18 protein-coding genes are annotated in these 20,161 nt (G+C 49.8%); 15 read left to right on the top strand and 3 right to left on the bottom strand.

Annotated features, from left to right (window positions below; genetic code table 11):
* Positions 1–95 precede the first annotated feature (95 nt).
* Together MHH48_RS31125 and MHH48_RS31120 are read right to left on the bottom strand one after the other, a co-directional pair.
* Positions 96–617: a DinB family protein gene (locus tag MHH48_RS31125; protein WP_076325313.1), complete on the bottom strand. Its 522-nt coding sequence runs from the start codon at positions 615–617 to the stop codon at positions 96–98.
* An 82-nt stretch (positions 618–699) separates the two neighbouring features.
* Positions 700–1,653: a YafY family protein gene (locus MHH48_RS31120; RefSeq protein WP_076325314.1), complete on the bottom strand. Its 954-nt coding sequence runs from the start codon at positions 1,651–1,653 to the stop codon at positions 700–702.
* A 193-nt stretch (positions 1,654–1,846) separates the two neighbouring features.
* Between MHH48_RS31120 and MHH48_RS31115 the strand changes: the two genes are divergently transcribed.
* Together MHH48_RS31115 and MHH48_RS31110 are read left to right on the top strand one after the other, a co-directional pair.
* Positions 1,847–2,071 carry a hypothetical protein gene (locus MHH48_RS31115; RefSeq protein WP_076325315.1) on the top strand — a complete coding sequence of 75 codons (225 nt, stop codon included), beginning with the start codon at positions 1,847–1,849 and terminating at the stop codon, positions 2,069–2,071.
* A 28-nt stretch (positions 2,072–2,099) separates the two neighbouring features.
* Positions 2,100–2,762, top strand: coding sequence for a ribonuclease H family protein (locus tag MHH48_RS31110; protein ID WP_076325316.1), 663 nt, complete (start codon positions 2,100–2,102; stop codon positions 2,760–2,762).
* Positions 2,763–3,265: 503 nt separating this feature from the next.
* Here MHH48_RS31110 and MHH48_RS31105 read toward each other — a convergent pair.
* A complete protein-coding gene (locus MHH48_RS31105) occupies positions 3,266–4,144 on the bottom strand; it encodes an AraC family transcriptional regulator (protein ID WP_083659802.1) in 879 nt (292 codons plus the stop codon).
* Positions 4,145–4,303: 159 nt separating this feature from the next.
* Between MHH48_RS31105 and MHH48_RS31100 the strand changes: the two genes are divergently transcribed.
* The 13 genes from MHH48_RS31100 to deoD all read left to right on the top strand — a co-directional run bounded on the left by MHH48_RS31100 (position 4,304) and on the right by deoD (position 20,068).
* Entirely contained in the window at positions 4,304–5,038 is a 735-nt protein-coding gene (locus MHH48_RS31100) for a ThuA domain-containing protein (protein ID WP_076325317.1), read from the top strand.
* 287 nt (positions 5,039–5,325) lie between these two features.
* The gene (locus MHH48_RS31095) at positions 5,326–7,125 is read left to right on the top strand and encodes a sensor histidine kinase (protein WP_076325318.1); all 1,800 of its coding nucleotides are present in this window, start codon (positions 5,326–5,328) and stop codon (positions 7,123–7,125) included.
* Complete coding sequence (locus MHH48_RS31090; protein ID WP_076325319.1) at positions 7,118–8,353, top strand: response regulator; 1,236 nt, start codon at positions 7,118–7,120, stop codon at positions 8,351–8,353. The genes MHH48_RS31095 and MHH48_RS31090 overlap by 8 nt, the downstream gene beginning before the upstream one ends.
* Positions 8,354–8,546: 193 nt before the next feature.
* On the top strand, positions 8,547–9,611 hold the full coding sequence (locus MHH48_RS31085; protein ID WP_076325320.1) for an ABC transporter substrate-binding protein: 1,065 nt from the start codon (positions 8,547–8,549) through the stop codon (positions 9,609–9,611).
* A 66-nt stretch (positions 9,612–9,677) separates the two neighbouring features.
* Positions 9,678–10,784 (top strand): ABC transporter ATP-binding protein, encoded by a 1,107-nt coding sequence (locus MHH48_RS31080; RefSeq protein WP_076325321.1) that lies wholly within the window; start codon positions 9,678–9,680, stop codon positions 10,782–10,784.
* Positions 10,768–12,459, top strand: a complete 1,692-nt coding sequence (locus MHH48_RS31075; protein WP_256720764.1) for an iron ABC transporter permease — start codon at positions 10,768–10,770, stop codon at positions 12,457–12,459. Before MHH48_RS31080 ends, MHH48_RS31075 begins: the two co-directional genes overlap by 17 nt.
* A 77-nt stretch (positions 12,460–12,536) precedes the next feature.
* Positions 12,537–13,793, top strand: coding sequence for an extracellular solute-binding protein (locus MHH48_RS31070; RefSeq protein ID WP_076325322.1), 1,257 nt, complete (start codon positions 12,537–12,539; stop codon positions 13,791–13,793).
* Between the two features lie 66 nt (positions 13,794–13,859).
* Positions 13,860–14,717, top strand: coding sequence for a protein phosphatase 2C domain-containing protein (locus MHH48_RS31065; RefSeq protein WP_083659799.1), 858 nt, complete (start codon positions 13,860–13,862; stop codon positions 14,715–14,717).
* 107 nt (positions 14,718–14,824) lie between these two features.
* Entirely contained in the window at positions 14,825–15,760 is a 936-nt protein-coding gene (locus MHH48_RS31060; RefSeq protein ID WP_076325323.1) for a sugar-binding transcriptional regulator, read from the top strand.
* 396 nt (positions 15,761–16,156) lie between these two features.
* Positions 16,157–16,822, top strand: coding sequence for a deoxyribose-phosphate aldolase (gene deoC / locus MHH48_RS31055; RefSeq protein ID WP_076325324.1), 666 nt, complete (start codon positions 16,157–16,159; stop codon positions 16,820–16,822).
* A 78-nt stretch (positions 16,823–16,900) separates the two neighbouring features.
* Entirely contained in the window at positions 16,901–18,079 is a 1,179-nt protein-coding gene (locus MHH48_RS31050) for a NupC/NupG family nucleoside CNT transporter (RefSeq protein WP_076325325.1), read from the top strand.
* A gap of 79 nt (positions 18,080–18,158) precedes the next feature.
* Positions 18,159–19,337, top strand: a complete 1,179-nt coding sequence (gene deoB, locus MHH48_RS31045) for a phosphopentomutase (RefSeq protein ID WP_076325326.1) — start codon at positions 18,159–18,161, stop codon at positions 19,335–19,337.
* A gap of 23 nt (positions 19,338–19,360) precedes the next feature.
* A complete protein-coding gene (deoD, locus tag MHH48_RS31040; protein ID WP_076325327.1) occupies positions 19,361–20,068 on the top strand; it encodes a purine-nucleoside phosphorylase in 708 nt (235 codons plus the stop codon).
* Positions 20,069–20,161: the final 93 nt, after the last annotated feature.

Raw genomic sequence — 20,161 nt, 5'->3', positions numbered from 1 at the left:
CAGGCTTTTTGGGGTGCGGTATTTGCCGGCATGATACCCGATATGGGATTTCCGGATCAGGGGCAAGGCGCGATTGCCGCTATGCTTCGAGTCATTCAGGTAAGAACCAACTCCTGCTCATTCTGGTACCAAAAAAAAGCGTAGTCGGTCATCGCGGAGGAGCTTCCGAGCTGGCGCATCATGGCGGCAATATTTCCACGATGGTACGTGCCGTGGTTCACGACATGAAGCATAATCTCGGACAGGCGGGTATCCCGGATCCCGGCATAAGGATTATCCAATCGGATGATCCGTTCCAGGTCAGGGTTTTGGCTGAGAAAAGCCGTGAATCGCTCTGACAGCTCGATAAACCGGAGGTTTAGGTCCTCCAGTGAAATGGACTCAAGCTCGTCTCGGAGCTGGAAGGCCTCCGTTAAAGCATGGTTCATGTCCATTCCGGATAAAATGTTCATCCATCCGAGATCCGCCGTGTAGATGTGAATCAACGCTTCGGATACGGTTGGGAAAATGCTCGTTATTTTCCGATTGTACAATTCGCCCGGCAGCTCCAGCAGGCGGTTGAATATCGCTTGGTTGGCCCATACATGGTACTCATACATTTTGACAGGATAGTTCATCGTGATCGTCCCCTTTGGCTTCTTCGTTTTTGCTTTCTTGGGAACATTGTAAATAAAAAAGTATGACAGCGGACTGTCATACTTATGCGTAAACCTTCAGCATTTTTTCTAATTTGGATTGCATGCGCGTCCTTAAGTCAGCGGGCTCAATGATCTCGATATCCTCGCCAAAGCTCAGCAGGGTAGACCAGAACCACCAGGAATCCGGATGTTCGACCTTGAACGTGAGACGGAGCGAGCCGTCATCATGAAATTCCCGCTGCACATCATAGAATTGATCCATTGCTTTGGCCAAGGCCCGGGGGGATACGTGAAGGATAACTTCTATCGCATCGGATGAAGGTTCCCAGCTGTGCTGCTCCCCTCGGTGGAACGGATTCTGCTCTTGAAGATGGGGCCCGTGCGTGTGCTCCTCTGAATGCTGGTGTTGAAAGGGCTCGGCGGATGGGGACAGCTCCGACATTCTCGAAATCCGGAATTCGCGGTAATCGGCTCTGGTTCTGCAGAAGCCGTACAAATACCAGGATCCGAATTTATACATGAGTCGCAGAGGTTCGACTTTACGGCGAATGCGTTCATTCTTGGCGCTTATATATTGAAATGAGATCACATGCTTGTCGGTAATGGCGCGGCGAAGGAGACGGAGGCTTTCGTTGTAAGAGCGCCAGCTCCCGATATCCATGGACAATCCCTGCGATGCGGAGTTGCCGGAACGGTCTATGGTCTGCAGACGCTGAATGGTATCCATGGCCCGTTCATCCTCAAACACCGTTGACATGCTGTGCAGGATGGTGATCAGGGCGCTGACATCGTAGGAGCCGAGCAAGCTTTTGTCCATCTTGTATTGCTCCATAATGCCATACCCGCCGTTCACCCCTTGATACGATACAACCGGAATGCCGGCTGCGCAGATCGCATCGATGTCGCGGTATATGGTTCTTTGGGACACGTTATATTTCTCTGCCAGGGCAGACGCGGACAGGATCTCGTTGTTCAGCAGCATATAAATCATGGATATGAGCCGCTCGAGTTTCATATCGGTTCAACTCCTCCTGTCTGTTTGGGATCTATTCTCCAATGATTCCGTATTATATCATAGGTTTTATGAATATACTGCAGGCGATAGTTCGTTCATGCGGATTGGCCGGAACCTGACCGGCTGTTGTTCCATTCCCACTCATTTTGCCGTACAATATAGGAAATCCCATAATACAAGGAGTGTGAGCCTCATGGCCCGTACCAAAACGCAAAAATCGCTCCGCAAAGCGGAACGTGCCGGAACATGGTCAGCCGTCTCGATGAGAAAGACCAACGAAGATTACAGTTCGCTGTCACAGCATGTGAGAGTGAAGCCGACGAAACAGGAACAATTGAATAAGATTAAGCACAGAAAGCGGATCGGAGACGATGGCGCTTTTTTTGTTGGTTTCGGAGGATGTGATATAGTACGCTAGAGAGGTTAGTTCGGAATGGAGGTTTATGATGGCGAAGCAAAAATATTATGTAGTCTGGGTAGGTAAAGTGCCCGGAATTTATACAAGCTGGGGCGAATGCCAACAGCAGGTCAATCAGTTTACAGGTGCGAAGTTCAAGGCGTTCGAATCCCGAAGCGAAGCGGAACAGGCTTATGCGGCAGGTTATAAAAATTACTGGGGGCAGCAGTCCGGAAGCAAGCCCGGCAGCTCAGGCTCCAAGAGCTACAAGCGCAGCAGCGCATCAGCCGCTGAAGAACCGGGCGAGATCGATTATGACAGCATCTCCGTAGATGTGGGGACGCGAGGAAACCCTGGACCTGTCGAGTATAAAGGCGTGGATACGCAGACGGGAGATATTCTGTTCTCGTGCGGACCGATTTCGAAGGGAACGAACAATCTCGGCGAGTTTCTGGCCATCGTCCACGCGCTGGCTTACCTGAAGAAAATGGGCAGCACCAAAACGGTGTACAGTGATTCCATGAATGCACTCAAATGGCTGAAGCAGAAGAAGGTGGCCACCACGCTTCCGCGCGACGCGTCAACCCAAGAGATCTGGGATCTGGTGGACCGGGCCGAGCACTGGCTTCGAACCAATACATATGAGAACAAGGTGCTGAAATGGCAAACGAAGAGCTGGGGAGAGATTAAGGCCGATTACGGGCGCAAATAAAGAGGGATTACAGAAGGGAAACGTCCGAAGTTTTATATAAAGCCGTAGTTTTATAGCAGCGTATTTATCGCGTCTGGGCGGCACCTTACAATAAGCGAAGACAGGGAGGAGGCTTCCTTGTCTTCGCTTTTTTGATATGCCATTGACCCTAGGATTCAAGTGCAAAAAAATCCAAATCAACGCATGTGGATAATTCAAACTAAGGACGCTTACTTCACACCGGAAGGACTGTGTATAACATTATGAATGGCTTCGTTATACACAGAGTTATAAACATTATCCCCGTTCGTTCTGCACAAATCGAATTTCGATCATATATTTCATGGTAGTTATCCAGCGTTTGTGAACAAATGTGGAGAAGTGCAAGCATAACTCCCCATTAACTGGTGGGAAGAGACCGGTTATCCCCAAAACCGGAGGGTAGCCGTTACGCTTGCAGTGGATCTATCCACAATAGGGCGACTTTTATTATACCGTGAGCTTAGCCGCGAGTACACTTCACCTTATTCCTTCTCGCGGACCTGCTTATAGTATTGATTGGGGGACATACCGACATATTTTTTGAACACCTTGCTGAAATAGAACGGATCCTCCAGGCCGGTCAGATAACCAATCTCCCCAAAGCTGAGGTGGGTGGCCTCGATTAACTCCTTGGCATGATTGATTCGAACCTGATTCACATAGCGCATGATCGTATGGCCGGTAAGCTTGACGAACACTCGATTGATGTAATCATAGTTGCATTCGAATCGCTGCTCGATCTCCGAGCTAATGATTTTCTCAGCGTAATGTTCATGGATGTAGTCGAGCAGCGCATGCACCTTCATATAGGACTTGGTGTGCGGGCTGTTCTTCTCCAGCTCATCGAACAGGCTCTCACGGGACAGCTCGATCAGCATTTCCATGAATTTGAGCGCGGTCAAACTGCGGTTAAAGTGCTTCCGTCTGTACAGCTGCAGCATTTCGCCGAGGGCATGGTACATGTGATGAAGGCTTTTTTTCTGGGTTAGCGTGCAGGTCTTGGGGAAATATAGCTGCCTGCTGTCATCTTTGCCTGCCGTTTGGTCCTCCCCCATGATCCATTGCTTGGCTAGCAAGGACAAGGGCCGCTCGGGGGCTTGATGAATATCGGGGTGTTCAAAATGAATATAGTAGTAGTCACAGGGATATTTCTGTGTTCCCTCGTGGTCCAGATGCGGTTCAAGGACCAGCAAGTCGCCTTTCTTGAGCACATGCGAAACGCCGTTCTCCCGCATATGAAGCTCGCCGCTCTTCACGAAATACAGAATATACTCGTGTGTGTTCCGCTTGAAATGAATCCAGGGGTTCTTGTAGGAGACAAACCCCATCAGTTTGATCCTTGGCACATAGTCAGCGTTCATCGATAGCACGAATTCCACCCTCTCTCCCAAAAAAACGCGAAGTCGTTTTTGTACAAAAAGAGTAACTTTCACACATTCCCGTTCATTGTAACACAGCCTATACTTGGGATGAATGTATAAGAGGTCGCTTTATTTCAATATTAAAGGAGGCCACTACCCTTGGCTAATATCAATGTAACGGTATGGAATGAATACCGGCACGAGAGACATAATGAACAGATCGCTAAGATTTACCCTGAAGGCATCCACCGTACGATTGCTGATTTTCTGGGAAAGGATGCACAGTTCGTTGTACGCACCGCCGTACTGGATGATCCGGAACACGGCTTGACGGATGAGGTGCTCGCTTCAACGGATGTTCTGATCTGGTGGGGGCATGTGGCTCACGGCGAAGTGCGGGATGATATCGTGGAAAAAGTGCGCCAGCGCGTACTGGACGGCATGGGGATCATCGTGCTGCATTCCGGTCACGGTTCGAAGATCTTCCAGCGCCTTCTCGGCACGAATACAGGCGCACTGAAATGGCGCGATGACGGTGAGAAGGAGCGGTTATGGGTCATCGATCCCAGCCATCCGATCGTTAGCGGACTTGGAGAATATATCGAGGTTCCGCAGGAAGAAATGTACGGTGAGCGCTTTGAGATTCCGGCACCGGATGACCTGGTGTTTGTCTCTTGGTTCGAAGGTGGCGAGGTATTCCGCAGTGGCTGCTGTTACAAGCGCGGACGCGGCAAGCTGTTCTATTTTAGACCGGGTCATGAAGCATTCCCGACCTACCACCAACCTGAAATTCAGCAGGTAATTACCAATGCCGTTGCCTGGGCGGCACCGATCCAAGGGGCAAAAGCTTCTTATGGCCGGGTATCTCCGCTGGAGTACAAAGCATTGATCTAAAGTTTTGCCTCGCTAGACGACATCCGTATGAGGGTTGAAGTACACCCCTTGGAATGGAGATTGGATTAAACCTTGGGTTTAACCGATGAAATTCTTAGGGGTGTATTTTTATTGGCTGAAGGCATAGAGCTTATCCGATTTAACGGGCATGTCATTCGTAAACGGTAAAGCTGCAGAATCAGGGATCATCTCTGAGAGAAATCAGTATATAGGTGCCAGAGGATTGGTGCATCCGACATTTTATGCTATATTAATCTGAAATTCGAGTGAAAATGGGTGAGCCAGTCATGAACTATTGGATGGATCGTTTGCATGCCATGGAACTAAAGACTAAGCTGATGCTGCTGTTTCTTCTGATTGCGGTCATCCCTCTCGCAGTGTTAGGTATTTTCTCCATTCGTAAAGCCTCTAGTGAAATCCAGACCAAAGCCAATGAAATCATTCTGGAAAACCTATCTCAAATCAACTACAGCCTTAATTACTTCGTCGAAGATATTGAACAGCTGTCCATGTATCTGTACAGCAACAAAGACATTCAGGAGATTCTGTCCAAGCCGGCTGCTCGAAGCGTGGAAGAGAAAGACCGCGACCAGCAGACGGTCGCTGCCATTTTGAACAGCTTCCTCGGTTTTAAATCATGGGATATCCAGCTGTATGTGCTCGGAGAGAACGGAGACCGTTACTTTACGGGAAAATTTATACCAAGCTCCTATCTACGTTATAACGCGGATTGGGGGCTTTTTCGTAAAGCAAGGCTGGCAGGTGGCGATGTGGTCTGGGATAGCCATTATTCCTTGAAAAAATTCGAGGATTACGGGACGGTCCTCAGCTCTGGCCGATTGCTTAAGCAGATTGATACCGGCAAACCGCTGGGGTATTTCATCGTGGACATTATGGAGCCTGCCCTCGCGGATAAATATGAAAGGGCTTACCGGTATGACGGGGGAGAAGTGTATCTTTTGGATGACAAAGGATATATCATTTCCAGCCATCTCTCCAAACTGGAGGTCGGCACGCGCCTCGAGAAACCTTACCTTTCTACCATTCTGCAAGAAAGAAAGGGATTCTTCCGAATAATGGAACAGGATATTGAACATATGGTCATTTATGATACATCCGATACCCATGGTTTTAAATTGATCAATGTGGTTCCTGTAAGCGCTTTAACCGGTGAGAGCGCCAGCATTCGCAATTTCACGATATTCATTGTCATATTCGGAGTGTTGATCTCTTACTGCACGGCCTTCTTGCTGTCCGATTACATTACCCGACCGCTCCACAAGCTGCGTCGACTAATGAGGCAGGTTGAGAAGGGAGACCTTGAGGTCACCTTCGATTCGAAGTACCGGGATGAGGTTGGTCATCTGGGCGGAAGCTTTAACCGGATGCTTCAGAGGATCAAGGAATTGATTAACCAGGTGTACGAGAAGCAGCTAAAGGTGCAGGAGGCGGAGATCAAAGCGATTCATGCCCAGTTCACCCCCCATTTTTTGTACAATGCGCTGGATTCCATTAATTGGATGGCGCGGATTCACAGGATCGAGGTGATCAGCAGCATCGCGGTTTCGCTGGGCAGCCTGCTGCGCTTCAGCATCCGGCGAGGAAATACCGTTATCCCCATTCGTGAGGATATGCAGCAAATTCGCAATTATCTGACAATCCAAGAAATTCGTTATCGGGATAAAATTACGATTTCGGTGGAGATCGATGAAGGCATTCTGGATTTATGCATCCCCAAATTGCTAATTCAGCCGCTGGTGGAGAATGCGATCAACCATGGACTCGAGATGAAAGCCGGTCAGGGTAGTCTGCTTATCTCCGGCCGATTGGCGGGAGAGCGGGTGCAGTTCGTGGTGGAGGATAACGGACTCGGGATAGCTCCGGATAAACTGCAGCGCATCCTGCGGGGAGAGTACGTTTCCGGTGAGGAGACCAGCACGACCGGAATCGGACTTCATAATCTCTTGCGGAGGCTGGAACTGCATTTTGGACATGCCTACGTTCTGCATATTGATAGCTTGCCGGGTCAAGGGACGAAGGTCAGTCTAAGTATACCGATTATACGGGAGGCGGTAAGCGATGTTTAAAATTCTGATTGCCGATGATGAATGGATGATCCGCGAAGGATTGAAGCAGACGATCAATTGGGAGGCACTGAATTGTGTTCTGGTCGGTGAAGCGGCGGACGGAGAACAGGCTGTGCAGCAAATTCAGGCGTTTCAACCGGATATTCTCATCTCTGACATTCGAATGCCCGGCATGGACGGTCTTGAGTTGGCATGGTCCGCCCAGGAGTTCTGTCCAGAGCTGAAGGTGATTTTTCTTACCGGATTTGATGACTTTGTTTATGCCCAGCAGGCGATCAAACTCAAAGCCTCCGATTTTGTGTTAAAGCCGACAGATCCCGATACGTTGGTAAAGGCAATTGACAAGGTATGTAAGGAGCTTGTCCGGACGAGGCAGCATGCCAGCGTGATGGAGCAGCTGCAGAGTTGGAAAAGGGACAGGGAATCACTCGTTGTTCAGAAGCTGATTCATGACAGCATGCTCGGAATCACGGATACGGCCTCCTTGGAGATGCTGAAGGAATGGCTGGAGGAGACTGCCTGCTTACAGAAGATACGGGTTGCCGTGGTACAGATGGAGGAAGAAGGCGAGGAGCGGCGGCATGAGCGGTGGCTGCATATAAAGGAACGGTTGTATGCCCGCATTTACGGTCCCTTGATTATGATAGATGAACTGCATAGAGCGTGCATTATTCCCGATGAAGAAGGGGCAGTGGGCATGTTGAAGGAAACCGTCACCGGATTTGGCAAAGCGCTGGTCTATGTCGGGGTAAGTCTCTCATATGGGGGGCTTGAGCAGCTGGACCGAGCATATCAGGAAGCGTTAGAGGTTGTCAGGCATAGAGCAGCAAGTAAACAGAGCGGGGTGTCCGTATACGGTGACATCGAACATCTGGATAATGCTGCCGTGCATTTTGCCGAAGGGTTCCGGCAAGTAGAGGCGTATGTCCAGCATAATTTTAACGAAGATATCAGCCTGCAACAGCTGGCTGCCCGGTTTCACTTGAGCGAGGCGCATTTCAGCCGTCTGTTCCGCAAACGGCTTGGTGTAAGCTTTATAGAATATTTAACCCGGTTAAGAATGGAGCAGGCAAAGAGATTGCTGGGGGACGAGAATGTGAGGATTTATGAGGTTTCGCTTGCCGTGGGGTATCAGGATTCCCGTTATTTCAGTCAAATTTTTCGTAAATATACTGGAGAAACGCCGACGGAATATCGTAAAAGAATGCTGGAATCACATGGAATGTAATATTTGTGTAAGAAAATTGGATGAAGAAGGCCTTTGAAAGCTAAAGGCCTTCTTTTTTAAACGCTTACATTCACGCAATTAAGCAAAAAATTAAACATTTATGCAATTTTGTCTCGTTGAGAGGTGGAAGCCTGACAGGTATAGTAAATTCGTGGAAGGGAAAATAACACAAAAATAAGGGGGATACAAAAAAATGGTGAAAAGATGGCTTACCGCAATCGCTAGTGTGATCATTTTGTTAGGTGTTATTACAGCTTGTGGTGCTCCTGCGACCGAAGGCAAGGGGGAGTCCGATTCCTCGAATTCCAATTCGAATTCCAGCGCGGGTACGGGAAAGCTGACCATTTATTCGCCGAATGCAGCCGAAATCAACAACCCGATTATCAAAGAGTTTCAGGATCGGACAGGTATATCCGTCGATCTGATCTCCGGCGGTACAGGGGAATTGCTGAAGCGTGTGCAGGCTGAGGCAAGCAATCCGCTCGGGGATATTTTTTGGGCAGGAGGAGCCGATTCCTTGGCATCATTTAGCGAATATTTCGAGCCGTATCAAACAAACGAGAAGGGGGATATTTTCCCGGGCTATCTGGATCCGTCCAACTATTGGACACCGTTTAACGCTCTCCCGATGGTAATCACTTACAACAAAGAGCTGGTATCCGAGGATGAGCTGCCTGCATCTTGGGAGGATCTGCTGGATCCCAAGTGGAAGGGGCAGATTGCATTTGCCGATCCAGGCAAGTCGGGCTCCTCCTATACGCAATTGGTGACCATGCTGACGGCTTTTGGTAAGGACGACGAGCAGGGGTGGGAGTATGTCAAGAAACTTGTGGCCAATATGGACGGCAAAATTTTGTCGGGTTCCAGTCTGGTCCAACGCGCCGTACCTGACGGTGAGTTTGCTCTCGGCATCACACTGGAAGATGCTGCGCTGCGGTACATGGAAGGCGGCTCGCAGATCGGCATTATTTATCCGAGCGAAGGCACTTCGGCTGTACCTGATGGGGCTGCAATCATCAAAGGAACCAAAAATCCAGATGAAGCGAAGCAGTTTATTGATTTTATTGTCAGCAAGGATGTGCAGGAACTGGTGCAAAAGGAATTTAAGCGCCGCTCGGTTCGAGATGATGTAGAACCGGTGGAAGGCTTGCCTCAGACTGCGGACATCGAACTGGTTGATTACGACTTTAGCTGGGCTTCAGATAACAAAGAAGCCGTTATCAGTAGATTCAACGATATTATGATGGGCAAAGAATAGAGCACAAAGGTGGGGGGATGGCTGGCTGATCCGTGGGCAGTCGTCCTCTCGGATATGGAGGCATTCATGAGTCAAGTGGTATTCGATCATGTTACAAAATACTTTGGAGAGAACAAGGCGGTTAATGATGCGCATTTTTCAATAAACGAAGGGGAGTTTTTTACCCTGCTGGGACCGAGCGGCTGTGGGAAAACCACTCTTCTCCGAACGATTGCCGGCTTCTATAAACAAGAGGAAGGGGATATCTACTTTGGCAGCCGAGTCATTAATGACGTGCCTACCCATGAGCGCAATATCGGGATGGTGTTTCAGAATTACGCGATCTTCCCCCATTTGAGTGTGTTTGATAATGTGGCCTACGGGCTTCGCGCCCGGAAAATTTCGAAACGGGACATCGAGAGCCGGGTGATGGAAGCGCTGGAGATGGTGGAGCTGGCCGATCTCCGAGACAGGATACCCGGTAACATGAGCGGGGGACAGCAGCAGCGGATTGCTCTGGCAAGAGCAATTGTCATCCGTCCCGCACTGCTGCTAATGGACGAGCCGCTGTCCAATTTGGATGCCAAGCTCCGGGTGAAAATGCGGACCGATATCCGTCAATTGCAAAAGGAGCTTAATATCACCACTATTTATGTGACGCATGACCAGGAAGAGGCGCTCGCCGTTTCGGACCGGATCGCAGTACTGAGCGAGGGAGTCATCCAGCAGATCGCTTCCCCGAGGGACATCTATCAATACCCCCGGAATCAGTTCGTGGCCAATTTTATCGGTACTTCCAACTTTCTGGAAGGAACCTGCACGTCTGAATCGGGCGGTGACGACGGGATCGGAACAATACGATTGCTCGGCAAAGAGACGCAGCTGCCAATCAAACAATCTTATTCAGGCAAAGTGATTTTTTCAATTCGTCCCGAGCGGGTGCAGATCAGCGCGGAACCAAGTCCCACTTTTGCCTTTGAAGGAATCGTTCAAGCTGTCAGCTTCTTGGGCGATAAGGTGAGTTACTTAATGAAGCTTGAGGACGGGACCTTTATCGATGTACATGATTATCCGGGCAAAACCCTAATTCTGTTTCAGGAGAAGCAACGGTTGTTTCTGGATTTTCAGCTTCAACGGTCCGTTATGTATGACAGCGTTGGCCTGGAGGTGATCTATCGTGCAGGCGAAGCTTAAGCCCGTCGGGTCTCCGACCGTTGGCCAGCGTCTGCTGCTCAGAAGATGGGATTTCTGGACGTTTGTAACCGTATGTGTGTATATCTTCATGCTGGTGTTCATTATTTACCCGCTGGTGTCCCTGCTGTTAAACAGCTTTATCGGCAAGGACGGGAGCATAACCCTGCAGAACTACCTGGATTTCTTTCAGCTCAAGTATTACCATCAGGCTCTGCTGAACAGCTTTCTTGTATCCGCGTTGGCAACCGTGCTGGCGATTCTGATCGGCACCCCGCTAGCCTACATCGCAACAAGATACGACATCAAATGCAAAGGCTTGATGCAGATGATGGTTATTATGTCTCTGCTATCTCCGCCATTTATCGGAGCGTATTCATGGATTTTATTGATGGGCAATAACGGCTTTGTTACGAGGTTCATCCGGGAGTTGGGGATTGATATTTCTTCCATCTACGGCTGGCACGGGATTGTCATCGTATTTGCCCTGCAATTCTACCCTCATATTTTCCTGTATGTATCCGGTGCACTCAAGACGATCGATACTTCGTTGGAAGAAGCATCCGAGAGTCTGGGAATGACAGCATGGAATCGTTTGCGAACCGTGACGCTGCCGCTCATATTTCCTACGCTGTCGGCAGGGGCACTGATGGTATTTATGGCTTCATTTGCCGATTTCGGCACGCCAATGCTGCTTGGGCAGGGCTATAAAGTGCTGCCGATTCTGGCCTACGAGCAATTTATCAGTGAGATGGGCGGCAATCCCGCAATGGCCAGCACGCTGAGTGTGGTCATGATCTTTTTCTCAACGGCCGTTTTGTTTGGTCAGCGGTATTTTGTATCCCGCAAAAATTATTCCATGACCGGCATGCGAACGCCGACGGTGAAGAAGCTGAAGCGGATGCCGAAGGTTCTGTTGACCGTGCTGGCATTTATTCCAGCCTGTATATCCATTATGCCCCAGCTGACCGTGCTTGTGACCTCCTTCCTTGCGAAAAAGGGACCGGTGTTCCATAGCGGATTCAGTCTAGACAGCTATAAAGAAGTGTTCTTCCGAGTGCCCAAAGCGATCATGAATACGTACTCTTACTCTGTGTTGTCCATCATCGTCATGGTTATTGCGGGCATGCTCATCGCTTATATTCTCGTGCGGCGAAGGTCCAAATTCACGGCTTTTATCGACGGCATCATTATGATTCCCTATATCATGCCGGGCACCGTGCTTGGTATAAGTCTGATCATTGCCTTTAACAAGCCGCCGATAGTGCTGACCGGAACATGGATTATCCTTGTCATTGCCTACGTGATACGAAAAATCCCGTACACGATCAGGTCGAGTACGGCGGTTCTTCACCAGCTGGACCGAAGCGTGGAAGAGGCTTCGATCAGCCTTGGCGTGCCGCCGATGAAAACTTTCTTCAAAACGACGGGCCGGCTGATGGCGCCAGGCGTTATATCCGGAGCCATCCTCAGCTGGATTACAACGATTAATGAATTAAGCTCCACGCTTGTTCTGTATTATGGAGCAACGGCGACCATATCCGTCACGATCTACAGTGAGGTTTTTACCTCCAATTACGGCACCGGCGCCGCACTTGCCTCTATTCTTACGGTGACTACGCTTATATCGCTGCTGATTGCGAACAAGTTGTCGGGCAGCAAGGGGTTGTCCTTGTAACTTATGCTTGCGATGCTCGATTTGGTAGTTCTCCTTCAATATTGCTTCCTTTTATAATGTAAAAAAAGGAGGGGTGCATGCTGGAGCGGAAAAATCGGATTTGGAGCAAGAATGGGCTGATCTGGATTGTCTTTGTACTGATTATTGCCGGAAGTCTGGTCGTTTACTCGACTTATTTCCGGCGGCTCGGGCATCCGCCGGAGCAGAGAATCAAGGAAATCGAGCGAATGGAATGCTGGATTTACAGCAGTGAATGGGAACCGATACTTAAGTCCTTGCAGGCTCGTTATCATGAAGTGGAGATGAATGTGCGCACCTTCCAATCGTATGAGGCGCTGCATTCGGAATTGTCAGCTGCCATCTCTGCAGGACGTGCTCCGCAAATTGCGGAATTGAACAATGCCTACGGTCTGGCGGAATGGGCAGAAGACGGGGCGTTGGAGCCCATCAAACTGCCAGGTGAGACAACGGACCTAACGGCTTCAGCCCGCAATGCGTTCACGTTTCAAGGTAAGCTGTGGGCGATGCCTGCCGGTGCATCGATTCCGGTACTTTACTATAATCAAGACAAGCTTCGGAACGCAAGTTTTCAGAGAGAACTGGAATTTGCGGATCTTGAGCAATTAAATGAAGAGATTTCAGGCTGGGTGAGAGGTCTGAACCATCGCAATGCGTCCATCAAGTGGAAGCAGGTAATGGCGGTGGATGAGAATTTGGCCTTTGTTTTTTTGAATATGTGGGGCCATCCGGCAGAAGAGGAGAGGGGAGAGCGGCTGCTTGAACTTCTCGGGGCATGGAACAGGCTGGTGTTTGATTCCGGTGTGATGTTTCCTCTGGAGCACCGACTGGCTCTGAGTGAATTCATGGACGGACAGATTCTGCTTCTGGTATCAAGCTCGCAACATATGCAGTGGATGGATAAGTATATTGCAGGCAAGTTCAATTATGGCGTAGTTCCTCTGCCGGGAGCAGTGGACCAAGGGGTCTCGCCGGGCTTTAGCGCTTTCGCCGTGCTTGCCGGGGGAGGCAACAGAGAACTGGCGCAGGAGCTTGTTAACCACATCACTTCCCCGTATATACAGGACACTTTGCTGGATGCGACAGGCTATATGCCGGTCCGTCAAGACAGCCTGGACTCGCTGGCGCGGCAAACAGCGGAGGGGACCCGTTATAACATGTTGTTACGGCTGGTCGGGAATGATGACGGGATTGCACCAATGTCTGACGATTACAGACGTTGGAACCGAATCGATGAAACACTGAAAGCCTTGGAGATAGAGCGTAGACCGGATCTGGAGCAGAAGGCGGCCGATCTGCTGCCCCTTCTTCCTTGATCTGTCATACAGAGATTGGAGAACGAGATCATATGCGGGGGAGCTCCGTGGGAGGGATATGAAAACATGATGAAAGTGCAAAATTTGTCGATACAGGGGAGCGGTATCTGGAACGAGGATGCGCTTATTATCAACGATCAGCTGCAGATATACGGCGTTATAGACGGTGCCACTTCGTTGGTGCCGTTTCGAGGCTCAGAGGGGGAGACTGGCGGACGGATTGCCTCGCAGTTGTTAAAGCGATACTTTGAGCAGATTTCACCGGAAGAAAAGCGTAATCTGGAGCAGTTGACCCGTGAGGCCAATCGCATATTGGGAGTGGAAATGCAGGCGCACGACATACCGACCGATTCCAAGGATCAGTTATGGACGGCGGGAATTGCAGTGATCCGGATTACTGACCATTATATCGAATATGCTCAATCAGGCGACTGCATGATTATGGGTGCCTATGCTGACGGGTCTGTGCGCATGGTGACACGGGACCATGTGGCGCATATTGATTATGAATCCAAGCTAATCTGGGAACAGGCCGTCCTGGCCGGAGTCCAGTCGAAGGATCAGTTATGGGAGTTGGTGAAGCCCCGCATTCTCAAGAATAAAGAAAAAATGAATACGGCCAGAGGCTACTCCGTTCTGAATGGACGCTTGGACGCGGAGGATTTTATTGAGTACGGCAAGATTAACCGGATTCAGCTTGAGGAGCTGCTGCTGCATACCGACGGACTCTATTATCCTGAAAAATTGGTGAATGGGGGCAGACGGACCTCAGAGGAAATTTTGTTCCGCAATATTAAGTCGCGGGGACTGAAAGAGTATGCCGATTGGCTGGTGGCGTTGGAACATAGCGATCCGGAATGTATTACCTATCCACGATTTAAATTGTCTGACGATAAATCTGCGGTTTTGATCAGACTGGGGTAACCTTAGTTCAAGATATATGCCAGCTCCAACTCGCTATCGAATTTTGTGTCAGATCACGTTATAATGTACCCAATTCGGTTACGACATAAATAAAAGTGGGTTGGATCATGGATCAGGATAAACAGCGCCTTAGCATTGAGGCGGCAAGATTGTACTATATGTCGGATTACAGCCAGCAGGATATCGCGACAAGACTCGGCGTTTCACGTCCTACGGTCTCCAGGCTGCTTCAGCACGCCAAGGAGCAGGGCTATGTGCAGATCAGCATTGTGGACCCTCTCGAGGACCTGGACGCTTTGGGCGAAGGAGTGAAGAAGAAGTACGAACTGGAACAGGTGCTGGTGAGTTATTCCCCCATCAATGAATACCGCGAAATTCAGAAGCATATCAGCAAAAGGGCAGCCGATTACCTTCATGAAACGGTTCAGGATGCTGATATTATCGGCGTGACCTGGGGAACGACCATGCATGCCGTGGCACTTCAGCTGCAGCAGAAGCCCGTTCGGGGCGTAGAGGTCGTGCAGTTGAAGGGCGGTGTCAGCCACTCGCATGTGAACACGTACGCCGCCGAGATTGTCAATCTGTTTGCTGAGGCGTACCACACGATGGCGAGATATTTGCCGCTGCCCGTCATCTTTGATACCACTGAGCTGAAAGAAATGGTGGAGCGAGACCGGCATATCCAGCGGATTATCCAATTAGGCAAACAAGCCAACATCGCCATGTTCACGGTCGGTACTGTTCATGAGGACGCACTTCTGTTTAGGCTCGGCTATCTTAGCAAGGAAGAACAGAAGCTGCTGCAGAAGATCGGTGCGGGCGATATTTGCTCTCGGTTTTTTGATGCGGAGGGCAGGGTGTGCAGCGAGAATATTAACAATCGTACGGTGGGCATCGATTTGGATGATCTTCGGCACAAGGAAAAATCCATTCTCGTCGCAGGCGGGCAGCGAAAGGTAGATGCCATTCGAGCGGCGCTGGTCGGTAAATATGCAAACATCCTGGTGACGGACCAGTTCACGGCGCAAGCCTTGTTATCATGAAATGCTCAAATTGATGTGGATAATGAAATAGACACCTCGTTTTAGGGAGATTTGAAGCCGGTACAGCTTCGCGCTCGCCTGGATGAGGTGTTTTTTAATGCGTTGAAATTAGCTCTCTATACAGGAAGAGGGGCTTCTTTTCTGTTTATGTTTACCTTGATCGGGTATAGAGCATAGTAAAAGGAATGAATTGTTAGATTGTTCCTGAATGATGAATTGTCGATCAGCGAACAATGATATATATCATTGAAATAAATGGGAATGAACATATTTTCAATATGTATTTTACATATGTTCAGGTCTGTGATATGATGGTCCCGTCTAAAGGATTAAGCGTTATGATAGCGCTTTTACAAGATTGCAAAAAAAAAACAGATTAAGGAGTGTTTTAACCAGATGAATATAGCAGGAATGATCGACCACACGCTCTTGAAGGCGGATGCAACCCAAGCCGAGATTACGAAAATTACGGATGAGGCCAAAAAGTACGGATTTGCTTCGGTTTGTGTGAACCCGACTTGGGTATCCTACTGTGCTGAGCAGCTAGCGGACACCAACGTCAAAGTATGCACGGTCATCGGTTTCCCACTGGGAGCTGCGACATCCGCGGTAAAAGCTTTTGAAGCGAAGGACGCTATCGCTAACGGGGCCAAAGAGGTTGATATGGTAATCAACATTGGAGCGCTTAAAGATCGTAACGATGAGTTTGTACTGAACGATATTCAGGCTGTAGTGGACGCGGCGAAAGGCAAAGCTCTGGTTAAAGTCATCATTGAGACAAGCCTTCTGACGGAGGAAGAAAAGGTGCGTGCAAGCAAGCTGTCTGTGCAAGCGGGAGCCGATTTCGTGAAGACGTCAACAGGGTTCTCCACGGGCGGAGCGACGCCGGAAGACGTTGCCCTGATGCGCAAGACCGTTGGCGAGAACACCGGTGTGAAGGCTTCCGGCGGCGTACGCAGCAAGGAAGACATGGACCGCATGATCGAAGCGGGTGCAACGCGTATCGGTGCGAGCTGCGGCGTGAAAATCATGGAGGGCGGCCAATCCAGCTCATCCTACTAATGTCTTGGCCATTTTCGATTGTCGATGATTCGGTAGCCGAGTAATATCAAAAAATTCACCTTTGGGGGAACAACGACGATGAAATATTTAATCGCCATACTAGGTTTGCTGGTCGTATTCGGTCTTGCGTTCCTTGTCAGCAATGATAAGCGCCACATCCGTTACCGTCCGCTGGCTGTCATGATTGGGCTGCAACTGATCCTTGGATTTATACTGCTGAACACCAATGTCGGCGAGTATCTTGTTAAAGGGATAGCGAATACGTTTAAAGCGCTGCTTGACTACGCCGGAGCCGGAATCGGGTTTGTATTTGGCGGCTTTGCCATTGAAGGTAATGGTCCGTTCTTCTTGAATGTCCTGCTGCCAATCGTGTTTATTTCCGCGTTGATTGGTATACTTCAATATATTAAGGTGCTGCCGTTTATCGTAAGATATATCGGTCTCGTCTTGAGTAAAGTCAACGGCATGGGTAAGCTGGAGTCTTACAACGCGGTAGCTTCAGCGATTCTGGGGCAATCCGAAGTTTTTATTTCGGTAAAAAAACAGATCGCCTTAATTCCGAAGCACCGTATGTATACGCTCTGTGCTTCCGCGATGTCCACGGTATCGATGTCGATCGTCGGTGCTTACATGAGCATGATCGAGCCACGGTACGTGGTGACCGCGCTTGTACTGAACCTGTTTGGCGGATTTATCATTGCTTCCATCGTCAATCCTTACAAGGTGGATAAGGAAGAGGATATCCTGGAGGTGCAAGAAGAGGAGAAGCAATCCTTCTTCGAGATGCTGGGCGAGTACATCATGGACGGTTTCAAGGTAGCGATTACCGTTGCAGCGATGCTCCTTGGTTTCGTTGCTTTAATCGCGATGATCAACGGCATTTTTGATATTATATTCGGAATCACCTTCCAGGAGCTGTTAGGATATATTTTTGCTCCATTTGCTTTTGTTATGGGCGTGCCTTGGAAAGAAGCAGTGGATGCAGGCAGCATCATGGCTACGAAGCTGGTATCGAATGAGTTCGTTGCGATGCTCGATCTGGCCAACTTCACGAATATGTCCGAACGCACCGTGGGTATCGTATCGGTATTCCTGGTGTCCTTTGCGAACTTCTCCTCGATCGGCATCATTGCCGGCGCGGTCAAAGGCCTGAACGAGAAGCAGGGGAACGTGGTTGCGCGTTTTGGTCTCAAGCTGTTGTACGGCGCAACGCTGGTGAGCGTGCTGTCGGCCACGATTACCGGACTGTTCCTGTAAGCCAGGTTTGAAGGACTACTACAAGCGAGCCTTATGGATAGTTTGATTAAAAACTCATATATGAGGGGGAGCAATGGATATGGAACGTTTTGACCGAATTCACTTGATCGTATTGGACTCTGTAGGTATCGGTGAAGCACCGGATGCGGCTGATTTTGACGATGTCGGATCCGACACGCTGGGTCATATCGCCCGCGAATGCGGCGGGCTCAACATGCCGAATATGGCAGCGCTCGGGCTGTCCAACATTCGGGAGATCGAGGGAGTCCCTGTCGCGGACAAACCTCGGGCTTACTATACGAAGATGCAGGAAGCTTCGAATGGCAAAGATACCATGACGGGTCACTGGGAGATCATGGGCTTGTATATCGATACGCCATTCCGCGTGTTCCCGGACGGATTCCCGGATGAGCTGATCCAGCGCATTGAAGAGAAGACCGGACGCAAGGTCATCGGCAACAAGCCGGCCAGCGGAACGGAGATTATCGAAGAGCTTGGCGAAGAGCACGTAAAAACGGGGGCTTTGATCATCTATACCTCGGCGGACTCCGTGCTTCAAATCGCTGCGCATGAGGATATCGTTCCACTGAAAGAGCTGTACGAAATCTGCGAATTCTGCCGCGAAATCACGCTGGAAGATCCTTATATGCTCGGCCGGATCATCGCGCGTCCGTTCATTGGCGAGGTGGGGAGCTTCAAGCGTACGGCGAATCGGCATGACTATGCCTTGAAGCCTTTCGGACGTACCACGATGAACGAAATGAAAGATGCTGGTCTAGAAGTCATTGCTCTTGGTAAAATCTCCGATATTTTTGATGGCGAAGGCATTACGAAGGCAGTCAGAACCGTATCGAATATGGACGGCATGGACAAAATGGTGCAAACCCTGGGTGAATCCTTCAAGGGACTGAGCTTCCTGAACCTCGTGGATTTCGATGCGGTATACGGACACCGACGCGATCCAAAAGGATATGGCCAAGCGTTGGAGGATTACGATCAGCGCCTGCCCGAGGTATTTGAGAAAATGACGGAAAAGGATCTACTGATCATCACGGCCGACCACGGGAATGATCCGACTTACAAAGGAACGGACCATACGCGTGAATACGTACCGCTGCTTGTTTATTCTCCACGTTTTGCGGAGGGTAAGGAACTTCCGCTTCGCAAGACCTTTGCTGACCTTGGCGCCACGGTTGCCGACAACTTTGGCGTGAAGCTGCCAGAGCAAGGAACAAGCTTTTTGAATGATTTGAAATAATCGAAAATGTGGAGGAATGGGACATGAGTACACATATTGGAGCGAAACCAGGAGATATTGCGGAGTCGATTCTGCTGCCAGGCGACCCGTTGCGAGCTAAATTTATTGCCGAGACGTATCTGGAGGATGTGACCTGCTACAACGAAGTGCGGGGCATGCTCGGATTTACGGGAACCTACAAAGGAAAACGCATCTCCGTTCAAGGTTCGGGCATGGGCGTGCCTTCCATCGGGATTTATGTCAATGAACTCATCCGGGATTATGGCGTCAAAAATTTGTTCCGTGTCGGAACATGCGGTGCGATGCAAGAGCACGTTCGTGTGCGCGACGTTATCCTGGCCCAGGCGGCTTGCTCGGATTCCGGCATGAACCGTCACCACTTTAACGGTTATGATTTCTCCCCGATCGCCAGCTTCCCGCTGTTGCTCGGCGCGTATGAGCGCGGCAAGGAGAAAGGCCTTAAGATGCATGTCGGTAATGTGTTCACGTCCGATGTGTTCTACCGTGAGGACAAATCAGTGGTTGAGAAGCTGATGCAGCACGGCGTGCTGGGCGTAGAGATGGAAACAACGGCCCTCTACACGATTGCCGCACGCTTCGGCGTAAATGCTCTGACGATCCTGACTGTAAGTGACCACTTGCTGACAGGGGAAGAGACTTCGTCCGAGGAGCGCCAAACGACGTTTAACGAGATGATGGAAGTCGCGTTGGATACGGCGATTTCGTTGTAAGGAAACTGTCCCAACGAAGCAGGCGGAATTGTTTTGGAGAAGTGAAGCGGGGCAACAGCGATTGGAAGAACAATCCGCATTTGTAGTGATGCC

The sequence above is a fragment of the Paenibacillus sp. FSL F4-0100 genome (genome assembly GCF_037993005.1).
In the GTDB taxonomy this organism is placed as follows: Bacteria; Bacillota; Bacilli; order Paenibacillales; family Paenibacillaceae; genus Paenibacillus_AQ.
Note: the sequence above shows the minus strand (reverse complement) of the source record. Positions and strands in the feature narration are given on the sequence as shown.